The sequence below is a fragment of the Streptomyces wuyuanensis genome, assembly GCF_900103455.1.
GTDB lineage: Bacteria > Actinomycetota > Actinomycetes > Streptomycetales > Streptomycetaceae > Streptomyces > Streptomyces wuyuanensis.
The window spans coordinates 133,333-149,819 of the sequence record NZ_FNHI01000001.1 but is presented as its reverse complement, the minus strand read 5'-3'; the positions used below and the strand labels follow the sequence as shown (position 1 = coordinate 149,819).

Genomic DNA, 16,487 nt, shown 5'->3' with positions numbered 1-16,487 from the left:
GGCTACTCCTGTCCGAGCGGTCGGAGCTCGTATTTGGGATTGAACAGCACCCGCCGGCCGTGGCTCATGGAGATCCGGCCGGAGGCGATCATCTTGCGGCCCGGTTCGACGCCCACGATGGAGCGCCGGCCCAGCCACACCACGTCCAGGGCCGCGGAACCGTCGAAGAGCTCCGCCTCCAGGGCCGGGACACCGGCCCGCGGACGCAGGGTGACCGTGCGCAAGGTACCAGTCACCTTCACGATCTGCCGGTCGCCGCAGTCGCAGATGGGCGTGCAACCCGACGCCTGCGCGTCCTCCTTGAGCTCCGCGGACTCGAGTTCCTGCTGGGAGCTGGACAGACGGTCGAGCATCCGCCGGAAGCGGCCTGCCGGCTTCTCGGCGTTCCCGGATCGAGGTACAGCACTCATGGTGAAAGCGTACCGGGGCGATGTACGGGCACCGTCAAGAGCCGAGCGGTACGGATCAGCCGGACCGGTGGCCCCGGCCGCCGCAGCCGGGCACGGCCCGGCCGGTCGGGGCAGCGGCGCGCGCACCGCAAGGCGACGTCAGCGTTCGAAGCGGTATCCCATGCCCGGCTCGGTGACGAAGTGCCTGGGATGCGACGGATCGGCCTCCAGCTTGCGGCGCAGCTGCGCCATGTAGACCCGCAGATAGTTGGTCTCCGTGCCGTACGAGGGCCCCCACACCTCCTGGAGCAGCTGCTTCTGGCTGACCAGCCGGCCGGTGTTGCGGACGAGGACCTCCAGGAGGTGCCACTCGGTCGGGGTGAGCCGGACGTCCTTGCCGTCCCGGTTGACCTTCTTGGCGGCGAGGTCGACGGTGAAGCCCTCGGTCTCGACGAGCACGATCTCGTCCTCGTCCCCGCCCGCAGGCTCGGCACGGCGCACCGCGGCCCGCAGACGGGCCAGCAGCTCGTCCATGCCGAACGGCTTGGTGACGTAGTCGTCGGCGCCGGCGTCGAGGGCCTCGACCTTCTCGTCGGAGGTGTGCCGGGCGGAGAGGACCAGGATCGGCACACGCGTCCAGCCGCGCAGGCCCTTGATCACCTCGACCCCGTCCATGTCGGGCAGTCCGAGGTCGAGGACGACGACGTCCGGGTGGCGCGCCGCGGCGAGCTGCAGTGCCGTCGCGCCGTCGGGGGCGGCGTCGACCTCGTACTTGCGTGCCTTCAGGTTGATCACGAGGGCGCGTACGATCTGGGGCTCGTCGTCGACCACGAGCACTCGGGTCATGAGTGCCTTCCTTCCGTCTCTCGTCCGCTCGTCGGGGTTGGTGTGCGGGGTCAGCCGGTGGCCCGGGCCGGGACCTCGGAGCCCATCGCGGCTGCGCCGGGCGCCGCCTGCAGGGTGAGGACCATCGTCAGGCCGCCGCCGGGGGTGTCCTCCGCGGTCAGTGTCCCGCCCATCGCCTCGACGAAGCCGCGGGCCACGGCGAGGCCGAGCCCGACTCCCGCGCCGCGCGGGGCGTCGCCGTAGCGCTGGAAGGGTTCGAAGATGCGTTCCTTGGCGTCGTCCGGGACACCGCGGCCGCGGTCCACGACGCGTACCTCGACCCGGCCGCCGTGGGCGCTCGCGGAGACCACGACGGAGGTCGCGTCGGGGCTGTACTTGACCGCGTTCTCGACGATGTTGGCGACGGCACGCTCCAGCAGGCCCTTGTCCGTGCGCACCATCGGCAGGGTCTCGGGGATGTCCAGTTCGACGCTGCCATCCGGGACGCCGACGAGGGCCATGGGGACGACCTCGTCGAGGTCGATGTCCCGGATGAGCGCCGTGACGGTGCCGGTCTGGAGCCGCGACATGTCGAGCAGGTTGCCGACGAGTTGGTCCAGCCGGTCGGCGCCCGCCTCGATGCCTTCGAGGAGTTCGGCCCGGTCCTCCTCGGACCACTCGACGTCGTCGGAGCGCAGTGAGGAGACCGCCGCCTTGATGCCGGCGAGCGGAGTGCGCAGATCGTGGCTGACGGCGGCGAGGAGCGCGGTGCGGATGCGGTTGCCCTCGGCGAGCTTGCGCCCCTCCTCGGCCCGGTCGACGAGGCGCTGCCGGTCGAGGACGACGGCGGCCTGGGCGGCGAAGGCGCCGAGCACGCGCCGGTCCTCGGCGGGCAGCACTCGGCCGGACAGGGCCAGGGCCATGTTCTCGCCCACGGGCATGTCCACGTCGGCGTCCTCGGGGCGGTCGGCGGGCAGGGGGCCGACACTGCCCGCGCAGGTCCAGGGGTCGACGTCGCTGAGGCGTTCCAGCAGGGCGACGGACTCCATGCCGAAGGTCTCGCGGACCCGTTCCAGCAGGGCGTCGAGGGCGGTCTCTCCGCGCAGCACGCTGCCCGCGAGGAACGACAGGATCTCGGACTCGGCCCGCAGCCTGGCCGCCTGCTGCGTTCGGCGGGCGGCGAGGTCGACGACCGAGGCGACGGCGACGGCGACCCCGAAGAAGACCACGATGGCGACGATGTTCTTCGGGTCGGAGACGGTGAACCTGTGCAGGGGCGGCGCGAAGAAGTAGTTCAGCAGCAGGGAGCCGAAGGCCGCGGAGGCCAGGGCCGGCAGCAGGCCGCCCAGCAGCGCCGCGGTCACGGTCAGCGACAGGAACAGCAGCATGTCGTTGGCCAGGCCGAGGTCCGCGTCGATGTGGGTGAGCAGCAGGGCCAGCAGCACCGGGCCGGCGACGCCGACCAGCCAGCCCGCGATGATCCGCGAGCGGCCGAGCCGCGCCCCGCGTGCCACCGGCAGTCCGCGGCCCTTGGCGGCCTCCTCGTGGGTGACGATGTGGACGTCCAGGTCGGCGCCCGACTCCCGGGCCACGGTGGCGCCCACTCCGGGGCCGAGGATGTACTGCCACGTCTTGCGGCGCGAGGAGCCGAGCACGATCTGGGTGGCGTTGACCCCGCGTGCGAACTCCAGCAGCGCCGAGGGGATGTCGTCGCCGACGACGTGGTGGAAGGTGCCGCCGACGTCCTCGACGAGCGTGCGCTGGAGTGCCAGTTCCTTGGGCGAGGCGGAGGTCAGCCCGTCGCTGCGGGCGATGTAGACGGCCAGCACCTCCCCGCCCGCGCCCTTCTCGGCGAGACGAGCGGCGCGCCGGATCAGCGTGCGCCCCTCGGGGCCGCCGGTGAGACCCACGACGATGCGTTCACGGGCCTGCCAGGTGGAGCGGATGTTGTGCTCGCCGCGGTACTGCTGGAGGTACTCGTCGACGCGGTCGGCGACCCACAGCAGGGCGAGCTCGCGCAGGGCGGTGAGGTTGCCGGGGCGGAAGTAGTTGGAGAGTGCCGCGTCGACCTTGTCGGGCTTGTAGACGTTGCCGTGCGCCATGCGGCGGCGCAGGGCCTGCGGCGACATGTCGACCAGTTCGATCTGGTCCGCGCGGCGGACGACCTCGTCGGGGACGGTCTCCCGCTGGCGCACGCCGGTTATCGACTCGACGACGTCGCCGAGTGACTCCAGGTGCTGGATGTTGACCGTCGATATGACGTCGATGCCGGCGGCGAGGAGGTCCTCGACGTCCTGCCAGCGCTTGCTGTTGCGCGAGCCGGGCACGTTGGTGTGCGCCAGTTCGTCCACGAGCGCGACGGCGGGTCTGCGGGCCAGGACGGCGTCGACGTCCATCTCGGTGAAGACGGTTCCCCGGTACTCGAGCTCGCGGCGGGGAATCTGCTCCAGGCCGTGCAGCATGACCTCGGTCCGCGGCCGGTCGTGGTGCTCGACGAAGGCGACCACACAGTCCGTGCCCCGCTCGACGCGCCGGTGGGCCTCGGAGAGCATCGCGTAGGTCTTGCCCACGCCCGGTGCGGCCCCGAGATAGATCCGTAGCTTGCCCCGCGCCATGGCCTCATTGTCCTTCACGGGCAGCCGGGCACCGGCTGCTGCGCCCGCCGTGGACGCCCTGTCGAAGCTACATCCAGGAAGTCGGACAGATCGGACCGGTTGCTCTGTCAGAGGACGTATTGACGCGATTCTGATGCGCCGTGGTCCCTGGTCAGGAGCGCCCCGGCGCTCGGTGGCGGCTCCCCGGTCAGGAGCGCGCGGCGGCTCGATCCTCGGCGATCCGGCCGTCGCTCAGGGCCAGCACCCGGTCGGCGAGGCCCAGCAGCTGGGCGTCGTGCGTGGCGACAAGGGCCGTGACGCCCTCACTTCGCACGACCGCGCGCAGCAGCTCCATGACGGCGAGGCCGGTCTCGGCGTCCAGCTGCCCGGTGGGCTCGTCGGCGATCAGCAGGGCCGGACGGTTGGCGAGGGCGCGGGCGACGGCGACCCGCTGCTGCTGGCCACCGGACAGCTCCCCCGGGCGCTGCGCGGCCTGGTCGGCGAGGCCCACCAGCGAGAGCAGCAGCTCGACGCGTTCCTCCCGCTCGCGCGGCTCGGTGCCGCGCAGCCGCATCGGCACCCCGACGTTCTCGGCGGCGGTGAGGATGGGGATCAGCCCGAAGGACTGGAAGACGAAGCCGATACGGTCGCGCCGCAGCGCCAGCAGGCCGTCCTCGCCGAGTCCCGAGAGGTCGGTGCCGTCGACGGTGATCGTTCCCCGGTCCGGGCTGTCGAGCCCGCCGACCAGATTGAGCAGTGTGGTCTTGCCCGAGCCGGACCGGCCCCTCAGCGCGACCAGCTCACCGCGCGGGACCTCGAACGACACCCCGCGCAGGGCGTGCACGGCGGCGGCCCCGGTGCCGTACGAGCGGTGCAGATCCTCGACGCGCACCATAAGCCTGTCGGCCATGCGGTTCCCTCCCCGTTGCCTCACCGGCCCCGCCGGTCCCTGCCCCGGCTCCCCCGGCCCCGGAACGACGGATCAGTATCGGCGGGAACGGCCCTGGGGGCAAGGAGCTCGAACGGCAGGTGGGCCGCACCCCGCCCCGGGGTGCGGCCCACCGCACGGTTCCACGGCCGCTCGCCGTGGGTGTGTCCGCGTCAGCGCACCTCGGTGATCTCCGGGCCGCGCTGCAGCTGTCCCATGCCGCCGGAGAAGCGGGACGTCTCCTGCTCCTCCTGCTGGACGCCCTCGGGCACCATCTGCGCGTCGTTCGGCAGCTTCAGGACGATCGGGTCGCGGGGCGCCATGGGCCCCTCGCCGCGGACCACGACCGTGTCCCGGAAGATCTGCTCCAGCAGGCCCGCGGCCTGCGGCTGCACTGCGCCCTGGCCGGAGATCACTCCGCGCAGGAACCAGCGCGGTCCGTCCACACCGACGAAGCGCACCAGCTGCACGCCGCCCGTGCCGTCGGGCAGCTGGACAGGGACCTGGGCCCGCAGCTCCCAGCCCAGAGGGCCCTCGACCTCGTCGATGATGCCGCCCTGCCGGGTGATGCCGGAGGCGATCTCCTCCCGGACCTCGCCCCAGATGCCCTCCTTCTTGGGCGCGGCGAACCCCTGCAGCTGGATCGCGCTGTCCCGCAGCACGATCGTGGCCGCCACGATCGCGTCGCCCGCGACCTCCACGCGCAGCTCCATGCCCTCGACCCCGGGCACGTACAGGCCTCCCAGGTCCACGCGGCCCTCCTCGGGCCGGGAGACCTCGGAGACGTCCCAGGGGCCGTCCGGCCTCGGCGCCGGCGGAAGGTTCACCCGACGGGGCTCGTCCTGCTCCGCCGCGTCGTCCGTGTCGAGCTCGTCGACGACCTGCTCGGCCTCGCCCGCCACGTCCGCTGTTTCCCCAGCGGGACTGCTCTTCTTGCGACGTCCGAACACGTCACTGTCCTTCCCGGTCGGATACGACCGAAGCGTATCGATTCCCACCCTGTGAGCCGCCCGATCCGTCCACGGCGGCATGACCGCCGGTGGACCCGAAGCCCCCCTCGGCCCGCGCCGAGCCGGGAAGCTCCGCCACCTCGTGGAAGCGCACCTTCTCGACCTGCTGGACGACCAGTTGAGCAATCCGGTCGAACCGCTCGAACCGCACGCTCTCGCGCGGGTCCAGATTGACCACGATCACCTTGATCTCCCCACGGTACCCGGCATCCACCGTCCCCGGGGCATTCACGAGCGCCAGTCCGCAGCGGGCCGCCAGGCCCGAACGCGGGTGCACGAATGCCGCGTACCCGTCCGGGAGCGCGATGGACACTCCGGTCGGCAGGACGGTGCGCTCCCCGGGCGCCAGCTCGGCGGCCCGGGTGGTCACCAGATCGACACCCGCGTCGCCCGGATGTCCGTATTGCGGGATCGGCACCTCCGGGTCCACGCGCCGGATGAGTACGTCGACGGGATTGCGCATCAGGGGTTCACCTCGAAGGCGCGGGCGCGCCTGACCTGGTCGGGGTCGGCCATGGCCGCCTGGATCTCCTCCGGGCGGCCGTTGTCGATGAAGTGGTCGACCTTGACTTCGACGAAGAGGGCCTCGGCGCGGACGGCGACGGGTCCCTCCGGGCCGCCGATCCGGCCGGTGGCCCGGGAGTAGATCTTGCGGCCGGCGACCGCGGTCACCTCGGCCTCCAGGAACAGCACCGTGTCCACGGGAACGGGCCGGACGAAGTCGGTCTCCAGCCGTCCCGTCACCGCGATCACCCGCAGCAGCCAGTTGAGCGAGCCGAGCGTCTCGTCGAGCGCGGTGGCGAGGACGCCGCCGTGGGCGAGGCCGGGAGCGCCCTGATGGGCGGCGGTCACGGTGAACTCGGCGGTGAGACTGACGCCCTCGCCGGCCCGGGCCTCCAGGTGCAGCCCGTGGGGCTGCCCGCCGCCGCAGCCGAAGCAGTACTCGTAGTGCGCGCCGAGGAGCTCGCCGGGGGCGGGCGCGTCGGGGTGCCGTACCGGCGCCGCGGCGTCGGCGGGAGGGGTCAGTGCAGTGCTCACAGGCGCAGACCTTACCCGCGAGGCAACCCGCCGGTCGCACCGTGCCAAGCTTGGGTTCATGCAGCCCTCCGCCACCCCGTCCGGCACCCCCGCGGCACCCCGTTACGACGAGCGTCTCACCGCCCCCCGCTCCTGGTGGCTGATCACCGTGCTGGTGGCGGTCTCCGGCGGGCTGGTCCTCCTGCCGCTGGGTCCGGTGCCGATGCTGGGCGGGCTGATCGCGGCGGGCGCGCTGGCCGCGGCCGCCGTGAGCTCGTACGGCTCCGCCCGGATCCGGGTGGTGGCGGACTCCCTGGTGGCGGGCGACGCCCGGATCCCCCTGCCGGCGCTCGGCGAGCCCGAGGTGCTGGAGCCCGAGGAGGCACGGGCCTGGCGTTCCCACAAGGCGGACCCGCGCGCCTTCATGCTGCTGCGCAGCTACGTGCCGACGGCGGTGCGGGTGCCGGTCACGGACCCGGCGGACCCGACGCCGTACCTGTACCTGTCGACCCGGGACCCGCAGGGCCTGATCGCCGCCCTCGACGCCGTCAGGGATCGCTGAGGCGCGACGGCCGCCGGCCCTGTCGGGGGTACGGAGTTTGGACGGCGCCCCGGACGGGGACGGCAGCGCCCTGACCGGACGGCCGGGCCGCAGTTGGTGCGGGTCGTCGTCCGCGGGCCTCAGCGGGCCCCACATGCCCGTACGCGGGTGTCCGGGGCCGGGTGTGCAGGACGGCGCGTACGCGGGTGTCCGTAGCGCGGCTGTCCGCGGCCGGACCCCGGATGCGGAGTCAGCGGTCGAGTTCCCGGCGCAGTTCGGCGGGGATGGTGTCCGGCAGCTCTCCGGGCTGTTCCAGCCGGGGCTGCGGGGGCAGTGCGTCCCAGGGGACCTGCCGGGCGCGCAGGTCCTTGCGGATGCGCTCGGCGAGCTTCCGGGTGTCGCGCCGGTTCATCACGGCACCGACGGCGGCACCGATCATGAACGGCATCAGGTTCGGCAGATTGCGGACCGTGCGCTTCATGATCTGCTGCCGCAGCTCGCGCTTCATCTGGCCGCCCAGGGCGGCGTTGATCGTCGACGGTTTGGACACGTCGATGCCGCGCTCCTCCGACCAGCTGGCCAGGTACGCGGTGGAGCGCTCCTTGAGGTTGCCGGGCGGGCGCTGGCCGTAGACCTCGTGCAGCTCGGCGATGAGCTTCAGCTCGATCGCCGCGACGCCGATGATCTCCGTCGCCAGCTCGGCCGGCAGTGCGGGCGGCACCGGCATCATGGCCGCGGCGCCGATCCCGGCGCCCACGGTGGACGTGCCGTTCGCCGCTCCCGCGATCAGTTTGTCCGCGATCTGTTCCGGGCCGAGGCCCGGGAACTGCGCCCGCAGGGTGGTGAGATCGCGGACGGGGATCCGCGGCGAGTACTCGATGAGCCGGTCGGCGACGAAGCCCAGCGCGACCTTCGCGGCCTCGCCGCTCTTGCGCACGCCGGTCCTGGCGGCCGCCCCGCTCCTGCGCACTCCCTGCCTGACGGCGTCCAGGCGCCGGGCCCTGGTCGGGGACTCCGGCCGAGGTGCGGCCTCGAGCGAGGCCGGCCGGCCTCGCTCGTCGTCACGTGCACCGGGAGAGGGCAGGCGGGCAGCATCGTCCGGCCCGTCCGACGGCTTCTCGCCGTCCCACGGGCCGGTACCGCCCGGATGTGCGTCCGGGGAGCCCTTCCGGCGGAAGCGCCGCCTCGCCGGACGGTCCGCCGGTCCGTCTCCTGCCACGGCCTACCGGACCTCAGTCGCAGTCGCGGCAGATCGGCTGGCCGTTCTTCTCACGGGCCAGCTGGCTGCGGTGGTGGACCAGGAAGCAGCTCATGCAGGTGAACTCGTCCGCCTGCTTGGGCAGCACCCGGACGGCCAGCTCCTCGTTCGAGAGGTCCGCTCCGGGCAGCTCCAGGCCCTCTGCGGCCTCGAACTCGTCGACGTCGACCGTGGAGGTCGTCTTGTCGTTCCGGCGCGCCTTCAGCTCTTCGAGGCTGTCGGAATCGATGTCGTCGTCGGTCTTGCGTGGGGTGTCGTAATCCGTAGCCATGTCGCTCTCCCCCTCTGGGTGTTTGCGGTGTCTCCAGCGCACGTAACGCGTGAGAGGCCGGACTTGTGCCCGACCTGAGGCGGAGATTTTGCCTCACATCAAGGTCTGTTACTCAATCGACACCCAACCCGACCCCTCATGAGTGATCAGCTTGGATGGCGATCAGGACCGTACACGGTCCTAATGTCGCACTTCACGGGCGCCACCCCGTGTACTTCCCGTCATTCCGGCCCCCGGAAACCCGGACGTTCCCGGCGTTCCACAGGATCTTTGACGACGGAGAGTACATGGCCGGAAATTCGCCTCTGTGATCGATCACACAGCGAACCTCCGGGTGTGAGTCCCGAAAATTCCGCGTAAAGCGAACAGAGGCGTTTCCCTCGGCGGCTCTTCGGCGTCACCCGCAGTCCGGGAGCATGTCTCAGAGCGGCAGGGTGACGCGCATGACGAGGCCTCCGCCCTCGCGCGGCTCCGCGATGATACGGCCCCCGTGGGCCATCGCGACGGACCGCGCGATCGACAGGCCAAGTCCGACACCCTTGTCACTGCCGGTGCGCTCCTGACGGAGCCGCCGGAATGGCTCGAAGAGGTTGTCGATCTCGTACGCGGGCACCACCGGGCCGGTGTTCGTCACCACCAGCACCGCCTGGCCGTGCTGGACCTCGGTGGTGACCTCCACCCAGCCGCCGTCCACGATGTTGTACCGGACCGCGTTCTGCACCAGGTTCAGGGCGATCCGCTCCAGCAGGACGCCGTTGCCCTGGACGACCGCGGGCGCGCGCTCCCCGCGGATCCCGATGCCCTTGGCCTCGGCCTCCGCCCTCGTCTGGTCGACGGCGCGGCCGGCGACTTCGGCCAGGTCGACGGGCTTGCGCTCGACGATCTGGTTCTCGCTGCGGGCGAGCAGCAGCAGGCCCTCCACGAGTTGCTCGCTGCGTTCGTTGGTCGCGAGCAGGGTCTTCCCGAGCTGCTGGAGCTCCGGGGGGGCGCCGGGATCGGAGAGGTGCACCTCCAGCAGGGTCCGGTTGATCGCCAGGGGCGTGCGCAGTTCGTGCGAGGCGTTGGCGACGAACCGCTGCTGCGCGCTGAAGGCCCTCTCCAGCCGCTCCAGCATCTCGTCGAACGTGTCCGCGAGCTCCTTCAGCTCGTCGTCCGGGCCGTCCAGCTCGATCCGCCGCGAGAGGTCCGTGCCCACGACGCGGCGGGCGGTGCGGGTGATCTTGCCGAGCGGGGAGAGGACACGGCCGGCCATGGCGTACCCGAAGGCGAACGCGATCACGCTGAGGCCGAGGAGCGCGAAGAGCGAGCGGGTCAGGAGCTCGTCGAGGGCGTGCTGGCGCTGCTCGGCGATGCACAGTTTCAGCGCCTCGTTCCGCTGCTGGTTGTCGACCAGGTCGTTGATGCGGGGGCACGTGGGGCTGGTGATCGTGACGTTCGCGCCCGGTGCGGCGCCGACCTCGACGGACTGCCGGATGCCGTCGTGCAGCGCCTGCGCCGTCAGGAGATAGATGATCGACAACAGCAGGATGCCCGCGATCAGGAACATCCCGCCGTACAGCAGGGTGAGCCTTATCCGGATGGTGGGGCGCAGCAGCGGTCCGACGGGCTCTCTCGGGTCCCAGGTGGGCTTGGGGGGCGCCGTGGGGGGCGCGGGTGCCGTCGCCACGGTCAGATCCGGTAGCCGGAGCCGGGGACGGTGACGATCACCGGGGGCTCGCCGAGCTTGCGGCGCAGGGTCATGACGGTGACCCGGACGACGTTGGTGAACGGGTCCGTGTTCTCGTCCCAGGCCTTCTCGAGCAGCTGTTCGGCGGAGACGACCGCGCCCTCGCTGCGCATGAGGACCTCCAGCACGGCGAACTCCTTGGGGGCGAGCTGGACCTCCCGGCCCTCGCGGAACACCTCGCGGCGGTTGGGGTCGAGCTTGATGCCGGCACGCTCCAGGACGGGAGGCAGCGGCACCGTGGTGCGCCGGCCCAGGGCGCGCACCCGCGCGGTGAGCTCGGTGAACGCGAACGGCTTGGGCAGGTAGTCGTCCGCCCCGAGCTCCAGCCCCTCCACGCGGTCGCTGACGTCGCCGGAGGCGGTCAGCATCAGGACGCGGGTGGGCATGCCGAGTTCGACGATCTTGCGGCAGACGTCGTCGCCGTGGACGAAGGGGAGGTCGCGGTCGAGGACGACGACGTCGTAGTCGTTGACCCCGATGCGTTCCAGTGCGGCGGCGCCGTCGTACACGACGTCGACCGCCATGGCCTCCCGGCGCAGTCCGGTGGCCACCGCATCGGCGAGCAGCTGCTCGTCCTCGACGACGAGTACGCGCACGAGGCTGGTCCTTCCTCTGTTGACTGCCCGGTCCGTGACGCGGGCAGGTCGATGGTGACCTGGGCACGTCGGGCGTGACCTGGGCAGGTCGGTGGTCGAATGGTGGTTCGTTGTGTCTCCATCCTGCCCCTTACGCGCGTAAACCGGCCGTAAGACGGTGAAGGGCCACCGCCGCGGCACCGGGAGCGCCCCGGGAATTCACGCGAATCCCGGTGGAGTTGAGGTTTCCCTGAGGGTGGCCTTGGGGAGGACGACTGCACACCCCGCGATCACGCCATGTATGTGGCATGCCACACCCCGTCTCTCTGTCCCCCAGAGGGTGCGCGTGATCCACCACCACCCGCCACCGACCCACGACGAGGGGGCGCGACCATGGACGCATTCACCGCAGGTCTTCTGCAGCGCATCAAGGCCACGGAGACCGACCTCACGCAGGCCCGCGAGGACGGCGACGACTTCCTGGCGGAGGTCGAGCAGGCCGAGCTGGACGACCTGCACCGGCTCGCGGCGGAGCACGGCGTGAAGTTCGGCGCCGTCAGCGCCTGACCGGCCCGTGGGGGCCCGGTGCCGTGGGACGGCGCCGGGCCCCCACGCATGCGCGGACCGGGGCCGGTGGTGGCCGGCGGGCGTGCTCAGTCGTGCCAGGCGCCGAGGTCGTCGAGGAGGCGCTGGAGCGGGGTGAAGACGCCGGGCGACGCCGCGACGGCGAGATCCCGGGACGGCGGCTCACCGGGGCGGGACCCCGTGAGAGCCCCCGCCTCGCGGGCGATGAGGTCGCCCGCCGCGAGGTCCCAGGGATGGAGACCCCGCTCGTAGTAGCCGTCCAGGCGGCCTGCGGCGACGTCGCAGAGGTCCACGGCCGCGGAACCGCCGCGCCGGATGTCACGGAGCTGCGGGATCAGCTGCCGGGCCACTTCCGCCTGGTGGCGGCGCACTGACTGGACGTAGTTGAAGCCCGTCGAGACCAGTGCCTGGTCCAGCGGCGGTGCCTTCCGGCACCGGATCGGGCGGTCGCCGCAGAAGGCGCCGCCGCCGCGCACGGCCCGGTACGTCTCACCGCGCATCGGCACCTCGACGACGCCGACGACGGTCTCCCCGTCCCGCTCGGCCGCGATGGACACGGCCCACGTCGGCAGGCCGTAGAGGTAGTTCACCGTGCCGTCGAGCGGGTCCACTACCCAGCGGACACCGCTCGTGCCCTCCGTCGAGGCCCCTTCCTCCCCGAGGAAGCCGTCCTCCGGCCGGGCGGCGGCGAGGAAGTCGGTGATCAGCTTCTCCGCGGCGAGGTCCATCTCGGTCACGACGTCGATCGGGCTGGACTTCGTCGCGGCCACGGCGAGGTCGTCGGGCCTGCCGTCCCGCAGCAGCTCACCCGCCCTGCGCGCGGCCTCCAGCGCGAGGGACAGCAGTTCGTCGGGCAGAGGGTCGGTCACGGAAGGGCTCCCAGGTGCGTGGCTGTGTCGTGTACCGGGGCGTGCGGACCGCGTCCGCTCCCCGCTCCGTCCGTACGTCCGCGTGCCGCTCCGTCCGTACGTCCCCGTACCGCTCAGGCGTACGGGCTGTCCGCGCCGGCCGCCGCCGGGCGCTCTGACCGGGCCGGGCAGCAGCCGATCGGGCACAGGTCGTGGGACGGCCCGAGGGACCCGAGCGCGCAGCGCTCCACCACCTTCCCCCGCTCGGTCGCGGCGCGCTCCAGGAGCAGGTCGCGGACCGCGGCGGCGAAACGCGGGTCCGCCCCGACCGTCGCCGACCGGCGCACCGGAAGCCCCAGTTCCGCAGCCTTGGCGGTGGCCTCCGTGTCCAGGTCGTACAGCACCTCCATGTGGTCCGAGACGAAGCCGATCGGCACCATCACGGCCGCCGGGGCCCCGTCGCCGTGCAGCTCCTCCAGGTGGTCGCAGATGTCCGGCTCCAGCCAGGGGATGTGCGGCGCGCCGCTGCGCGACTGGTAGACGAGCCGCCACGGGTGGGCGATGCCGGTCTCCTCCCGGACCGCGTCGACGATCAGCCGCGCCACGTCGAGGTGCTGCTTCACGTACGCCCCGCCGTCGCCGTGCTCGGCGACCGGGCCCGAACTGTCCGCCGCCGCCTCCGGGATGGAGTGGGTGGTGAAGGCCAGGTGCGCGCCGGCGCGCACGTCCTCGGGCAGGTCCGCCAGCGAGGAGAGCACCCCCTCGACCATCGGGACGATGAACCCGGGGTGGTTGAAGTAGTGCCTCAGCTTGTCGACGCGCGGCAGCGGCAGCCCCTCCGCCTCCAGGGCGGCGAGCGCGTCCGCGAGGTTCTCCCGGTACTGCCGGCAGCCCGAGTACGAGGCGTACGCGCTGGTGGCGAGCACGGCCACCCGGCGTCGCCCGTCGAGGACCATCTCGCGGAGGGTGTCGGTCAGATACGGCGCCCAGTTCCGGTTGCCCCAGTAGACCGGCAGCTCGAGGCCGGCGCCCGCGAAGTCCTTGCGGAGCGCGTCCAGCAGCGCCCGGTTCTGGTCGTTGATCGGACTGACCCCGCCGAAGAGGAAGTAGTGCCGGCCGACTTCCTTCAGGCGCTCCTTGGGGATGCCGCGGCCACGCGTCACGTTCTCCAGGAACGGGACCACGTCGTCCGGTCCCTCGGGGCCGCCGAAGGAGAGCAGCAGCAGGGCGTCGTAGGGAGCGGGGTCGCGCGGGGCGGGATCGTGCTGTTCTGCCATGTTGCGATCCTCCCACCAGCCTCGGACGGCGGGAAAACCGCGTTGGAGTAAGGGTTGCCTCACCAGTAAGCTGTGCGAGCCATTCACATTCCTTACGGAGCGCCGCCTTGCCCAGTCCCTACCGCGCCATATTCGCGGCCCCCGGCACCCTGGCGTTCTCCGCCGCAGGCTTCTTCGGGCGCATGCCGCTGTCCATGATGGGCGTCGGCATCGTGGCCATGGTGTCCCAGCTGACGGGGCGCTACAGCCTCGCGGGCTGGCTCTCCGCGACCCTGGCGCTCTCGGCGGCCGTGCTCGGCCCCCAGGTCTCGCGGCTGGTCGACCGGCACGGACAGGCCAGGGTGCTGCGCCCCGCCCTGCTCATCTCGGTCGCGGCGGTGGCGGGACTGCTCGTCTGCGCCCAGCAAGGGGCGCCGAACTGGATGCTGTTCGCCTTCACCGCCTGCGCCGGCTGCATTCCGGCGGTCGGCGCGATGACCCGGGCGCGCTGGGCGGCGATCTACCACGGCTCGCCGCGCGTACTCCACACCGCGTACGCGTTCGAGTCGATCGTCGACGAGGTGTGTTTCATCGTCGGCCCGATCGTCTCGATCGGCCTGTCCACGGTCTGGTTCCCCGAGGCGGGGCCGCTGCTGGCCACCGTCTTCCTGGTGATCGGCGTCCTGTGGCTGACCGCGCAGCGCGCCACCGAGCCCGCGCCGCACCCGCGCACGTCCGACAGCGGCGGTTCGGCGCTGCGCTCCCCCGGCCTGCGGGTGCTGGTCGTGACCTTCGTCGCGACGGGCGCCATCTTCGGCTCGATCGACGTGGTGACGGTGGCCTTCGCCGAGGAGCAGGGCAGCAAGGCGGCGGCCAGCCTGGTCCTGGCGGTGTACGCGCTGGGCTCGTGCCTGGCCGGAGCGGTCTTCGGACTGCTGCACCTGAAGGGTGAGCCGGCCCGCAGATGGGTACTGGGCGTGTGCGCGATGGCCGTGAGTATGATCCCCCTCCAACTGGCCGGGAACTTGGTGGTCCTGGCCGTGGCGCTCTTTGTCGCGGGCCTGGCCATCGCGCCCACCATGGTGACGACCATGGCCCTCGTCGAAGCGCACGTACCGCGCACCAAGCTGACCGAGGGCATGACCTGGACCGGTACCGGGCTCGCGGTCGGCGTCTCGCTCGGCTTGTCCGCCTCGGGATGGGTGGTGGACGAGTACGGGGCCGGTGCCGCGTACGCGGTGCCCGCGGTGGCGGGAGCGCTCGCGGTCGTGGTCGCGTTCCTGGGGTACCGCCGGCTGCGCAGGCCGGTGCCGACGCGGGAGGGGCGGGATGACGAGCACATCCAGGACCACGACGAGGAACGCGTGGCGTAACTGGGCGGGCACGGTGGCCGCCCGTCCGGTGCGGGAGGTCGCTCCGGCCTCGGCGGGGGAACTCGCCGAGGCGGTACGGGGCGCCGCGGAGGACGGTCTGCGCGTCAAGACGGTCGGCGCCGGCCATTCGTTCACCGCGATCGCGGCGACGGACGGGCTGCTGATCCGGCCCGATCTCCTCACGGGCATCCGGGAGATCGACCGTAAGGCGATGACGGTGACGGTCGAGGCCGGGACCCCGCTGAAGCGGCTCAACGCCGCGCTCGCCCGTGAGGACCTGTCGCTCACGAACATGGGCGACATCATGGAGCAGACGGTCGCCGGCGCCACGAGCACCGGGACGCACGGCACCGGCCGTGACTCGGCCTCGATCGCCGCGCAGATCCGGGGCCTGGAGCTGATCACGGCCGACGGTTCGGTGGTGACCTGCTCCGAGAAGGGGACGGACGAGGAGCGCGAGATCTTCGCCGCGGCCAGGATCGGGCTCGGCGCACTGGGCGTGATCAGCGCGATCACCTTCGCGGTGGAGCCGCTGTTCCTGCTGACGGCGCGCGAGGAGCCGATGTCCTTCGACCGGGTGACATCGGAGTTCGACGAGCTGCACGCCGAGAACGAGCACTTCGAGTTCTACTGGTTCCCCCACACGGGCAACTGCAACACCAAGCGCAACAACCGCAGCGCCGGTCCCGTCGCCCCGCCCGGGGCGGTGAGCGGATGGATAGAGGACGAGCTCCTCTCCAACGGGCTGTTCCAGGTGGTCAATTCACTCGGACGTGCAATACCGGCCACGATTCCTGCGATCGCGAAGGTCTCCAGCCGCGCGCTGTCGGCCCGTACCTACACGGACATTCCCTACAAGGTCTTCACAAGTCCCCGCCGGGTGCGCTTCGTCGAGATGGAATACGCGCTTCCGCGGGAGGCCGCGGTCACGGCGCTGCGTGAACTGAAGGCCATGATCGACCGTTCGCCGCTGCGGATCAGCTTCCCCGTGGAGGTGCGGACGGCGCCGGCCGACGACATCACGCTGTCCACCGCGTCCGGGCGCGAAAGCGCGTACATCGCCGTTCACATGTACAAGGGCACGCCGTACCGCTCGTACTTCACGGCGGTCGAGCGGATCATGACCGAGCACGGCGGCCGGCCGCACTGGGGCAAGATCCACACGCGGGACGCGGAGTACTTCGAGAGCGTCTATCCGCGCTTCGGCGAGTTCCTGGCGCTGCGCGACCGGCTCGATCCCGACCGTGTGTTCGGCAACGACCACCTGCGGCGGGTACTCGGCGCCTAGGGC

General features: G+C 71.8%; 17 protein-coding genes. 4 read left to right on the top strand and 13 right to left on the bottom strand.

Features of this window, described 5'->3' with window-relative positions; genetic code table 11:
• Positions 1–2 precede the first annotated feature (2 nt).
• From BLT82_RS00615 to BLT82_RS00585, 7 genes are all read right to left on the bottom strand, one after another.
• Positions 3–410 carry an OB-fold nucleic acid binding domain-containing protein gene (locus BLT82_RS00615; RefSeq protein ID WP_093651769.1) on the bottom strand — a complete coding sequence of 136 codons (408 nt, stop codon included), beginning with the start codon at positions 408–410 and terminating at the stop codon, positions 3–5.
• Positions 411–548: 138 nt separating this feature from the next.
• The gene (locus tag BLT82_RS00610; protein ID WP_093651768.1) at positions 549–1,235 is read right to left on the bottom strand and encodes a response regulator; all 687 of its coding nucleotides are present in this window, start codon (positions 1,233–1,235) and stop codon (positions 549–551) included.
• Between the two features lie 50 nt (positions 1,236–1,285).
• Positions 1,286–3,829, bottom strand: a complete 2,544-nt coding sequence (locus BLT82_RS00605) for a sensor histidine kinase (protein ID WP_093651767.1) — start codon at positions 3,827–3,829, stop codon at positions 1,286–1,288.
• 187 nt (positions 3,830–4,016) lie between these two features.
• Positions 4,017–4,718, bottom strand: a complete 702-nt coding sequence (locus tag BLT82_RS00600; RefSeq protein WP_093651766.1) for an ABC transporter ATP-binding protein — start codon at positions 4,716–4,718, stop codon at positions 4,017–4,019.
• A gap of 191 nt (positions 4,719–4,909) precedes the next feature.
• Positions 4,910–5,686 carry a DUF3710 domain-containing protein gene (locus tag BLT82_RS00595; protein ID WP_093651765.1) on the bottom strand — a complete coding sequence of 259 codons (777 nt, stop codon included), beginning with the start codon at positions 5,684–5,686 and terminating at the stop codon, positions 4,910–4,912.
• 1 nt (position 5,687) lies between these two features.
• On the bottom strand, positions 5,688–6,209 hold the full coding sequence (dut, locus tag BLT82_RS00590) for a dUTP diphosphatase (protein WP_093651764.1): 522 nt from the start codon (positions 6,207–6,209) through the stop codon (positions 5,688–5,690).
• Positions 6,209–6,784 (bottom strand): PaaI family thioesterase, encoded by a 576-nt coding sequence (locus BLT82_RS00585; RefSeq protein ID WP_093651763.1) that lies wholly within the window; start codon positions 6,782–6,784, stop codon positions 6,209–6,211. Before BLT82_RS00585 ends, dut begins: the two co-directional genes overlap by 1 nt.
• 58 nt (positions 6,785–6,842) lie before the next feature.
• On the opposite strand from BLT82_RS00585, the gene BLT82_RS00580 reads away from it, so the two are divergent.
• Entirely contained in the window at positions 6,843–7,325 is a 483-nt protein-coding gene (locus BLT82_RS00580; RefSeq protein ID WP_093651762.1) for a DUF3093 domain-containing protein, read from the top strand.
• 229 nt (positions 7,326–7,554) lie between these two features.
• Here the strand turns inward: BLT82_RS00580 and BLT82_RS00575 are convergent, their stop codons facing one another.
• From BLT82_RS00575 to BLT82_RS00560, 4 genes are all read right to left on the bottom strand, one after another.
• A complete protein-coding gene (locus tag BLT82_RS00575; RefSeq protein WP_093651761.1) occupies positions 7,555–8,523 on the bottom strand; it encodes a hypothetical protein in 969 nt (322 codons plus the stop codon).
• Between the two features lie 13 nt (positions 8,524–8,536).
• Positions 8,537–8,833, bottom strand: coding sequence for a DUF4193 domain-containing protein (locus BLT82_RS00570; protein ID WP_017946571.1), 297 nt, complete (start codon positions 8,831–8,833; stop codon positions 8,537–8,539).
• 421 nt (positions 8,834–9,254) lie between these two features.
• Entirely contained in the window at positions 9,255–10,499 is a 1,245-nt protein-coding gene (locus BLT82_RS00565; protein WP_093651760.1) for a sensor histidine kinase, read from the bottom strand.
• A 2-nt stretch (positions 10,500–10,501) separates the two neighbouring features.
• On the bottom strand, positions 10,502–11,155 hold the full coding sequence (locus BLT82_RS00560) for a response regulator transcription factor (RefSeq protein ID WP_093651759.1): 654 nt from the start codon (positions 11,153–11,155) through the stop codon (positions 10,502–10,504).
• A gap of 372 nt (positions 11,156–11,527) precedes the next feature.
• Here BLT82_RS00560 and BLT82_RS36995 point away from each other — a divergent pair, with 372 nt between their 5' ends.
• Positions 11,528–11,701: a hypothetical protein gene (locus BLT82_RS36995; protein ID WP_167745926.1), complete on the top strand. Its 174-nt coding sequence runs from the start codon at positions 11,528–11,530 to the stop codon at positions 11,699–11,701.
• An 86-nt stretch (positions 11,702–11,787) separates the two neighbouring features.
• On the opposite strand, the gene BLT82_RS00555 is transcribed toward BLT82_RS36995, so the two are convergent.
• Entirely contained in the window at positions 11,788–12,588 is an 801-nt protein-coding gene (locus BLT82_RS00555) for an inositol monophosphatase family protein (protein ID WP_093651758.1), read from the bottom strand.
• Positions 12,589–12,701: 113 nt separating this feature from the next.
• Complete coding sequence (locus tag BLT82_RS00550; protein WP_093651757.1) at positions 12,702–13,844, bottom strand: ferrochelatase; 1,143 nt, start codon at positions 13,842–13,844, stop codon at positions 12,702–12,704.
• 107 nt (positions 13,845–13,951) lie between these two features.
• Between BLT82_RS00550 and BLT82_RS00545 the strand changes: the two genes are divergently transcribed.
• Together BLT82_RS00545 and BLT82_RS00540 are read left to right on the top strand one after the other, a co-directional pair.
• The gene (locus BLT82_RS00545) at positions 13,952–15,196 is read left to right on the top strand and encodes an MFS transporter (protein ID WP_093651756.1); all 1,245 of its coding nucleotides are present in this window, start codon (positions 13,952–13,954) and stop codon (positions 15,194–15,196) included.
• Positions 15,153–16,484 carry a D-arabinono-1,4-lactone oxidase gene (locus BLT82_RS00540; RefSeq protein WP_093651755.1) on the top strand — a complete coding sequence of 444 codons (1,332 nt, stop codon included), beginning with the start codon at positions 15,153–15,155 and terminating at the stop codon, positions 16,482–16,484. Before BLT82_RS00545 ends, BLT82_RS00540 begins: the two co-directional genes overlap by 44 nt.
• Positions 16,485–16,487 lie beyond the last annotated feature (3 nt).

Excerpts from the sequence above, each read along its gene's own strand:
- BLT82_RS00615 (WP_093651769.1), bottom strand. The coding sequence starts at position 410 with ATGAGTGCTGTACCTCGATCCGGGAACGCCGAGAAGCCGGCAGGCCGC.
- BLT82_RS00610 (WP_093651768.1), bottom strand. The coding sequence starts at position 1,235 with ATGACCCGAGTGCTCGTGGTCGACGACGAGCCCCAGATCGTACGCGCC.
- BLT82_RS00605 (WP_093651767.1), bottom strand. The coding sequence starts at position 3,829 with ATGGCGCGGGGCAAGCTACGGATCTATCTCGGGGCCGCACCGGGCGTG.
- BLT82_RS00600 (WP_093651766.1), bottom strand. The coding sequence starts at position 4,718 with ATGGCCGACAGGCTTATGGTGCGCGTCGAGGATCTGCACCGCTCGTAC.
- dut (WP_093651764.1), bottom strand. The coding sequence starts at position 6,209 with ATGCGCAATCCCGTCGACGTACTCATCCGGCGCGTGGACCCGGAGGTG.
- BLT82_RS00580 (WP_093651762.1), top strand. The coding sequence starts at position 6,843 with ATGCAGCCCTCCGCCACCCCGTCCGGCACCCCCGCGGCACCCCGTTAC.
- BLT82_RS00570 (WP_017946571.1), bottom strand. The coding sequence starts at position 8,833 with ATGGCTACGGATTACGACACCCCACGCAAGACCGACGACGACATCGAT.
- BLT82_RS36995 (WP_167745926.1), top strand. The coding sequence starts at position 11,528 with ATGGACGCATTCACCGCAGGTCTTCTGCAGCGCATCAAGGCCACGGAG.
- BLT82_RS00550 (WP_093651757.1), bottom strand. The coding sequence starts at position 13,844 with ATGGCAGAACAGCACGATCCCGCCCCGCGCGACCCCGCTCCCTACGAC.
- BLT82_RS00540 (WP_093651755.1), top strand. The coding sequence starts at position 15,153 with ATGACGAGCACATCCAGGACCACGACGAGGAACGCGTGGCGTAACTGG.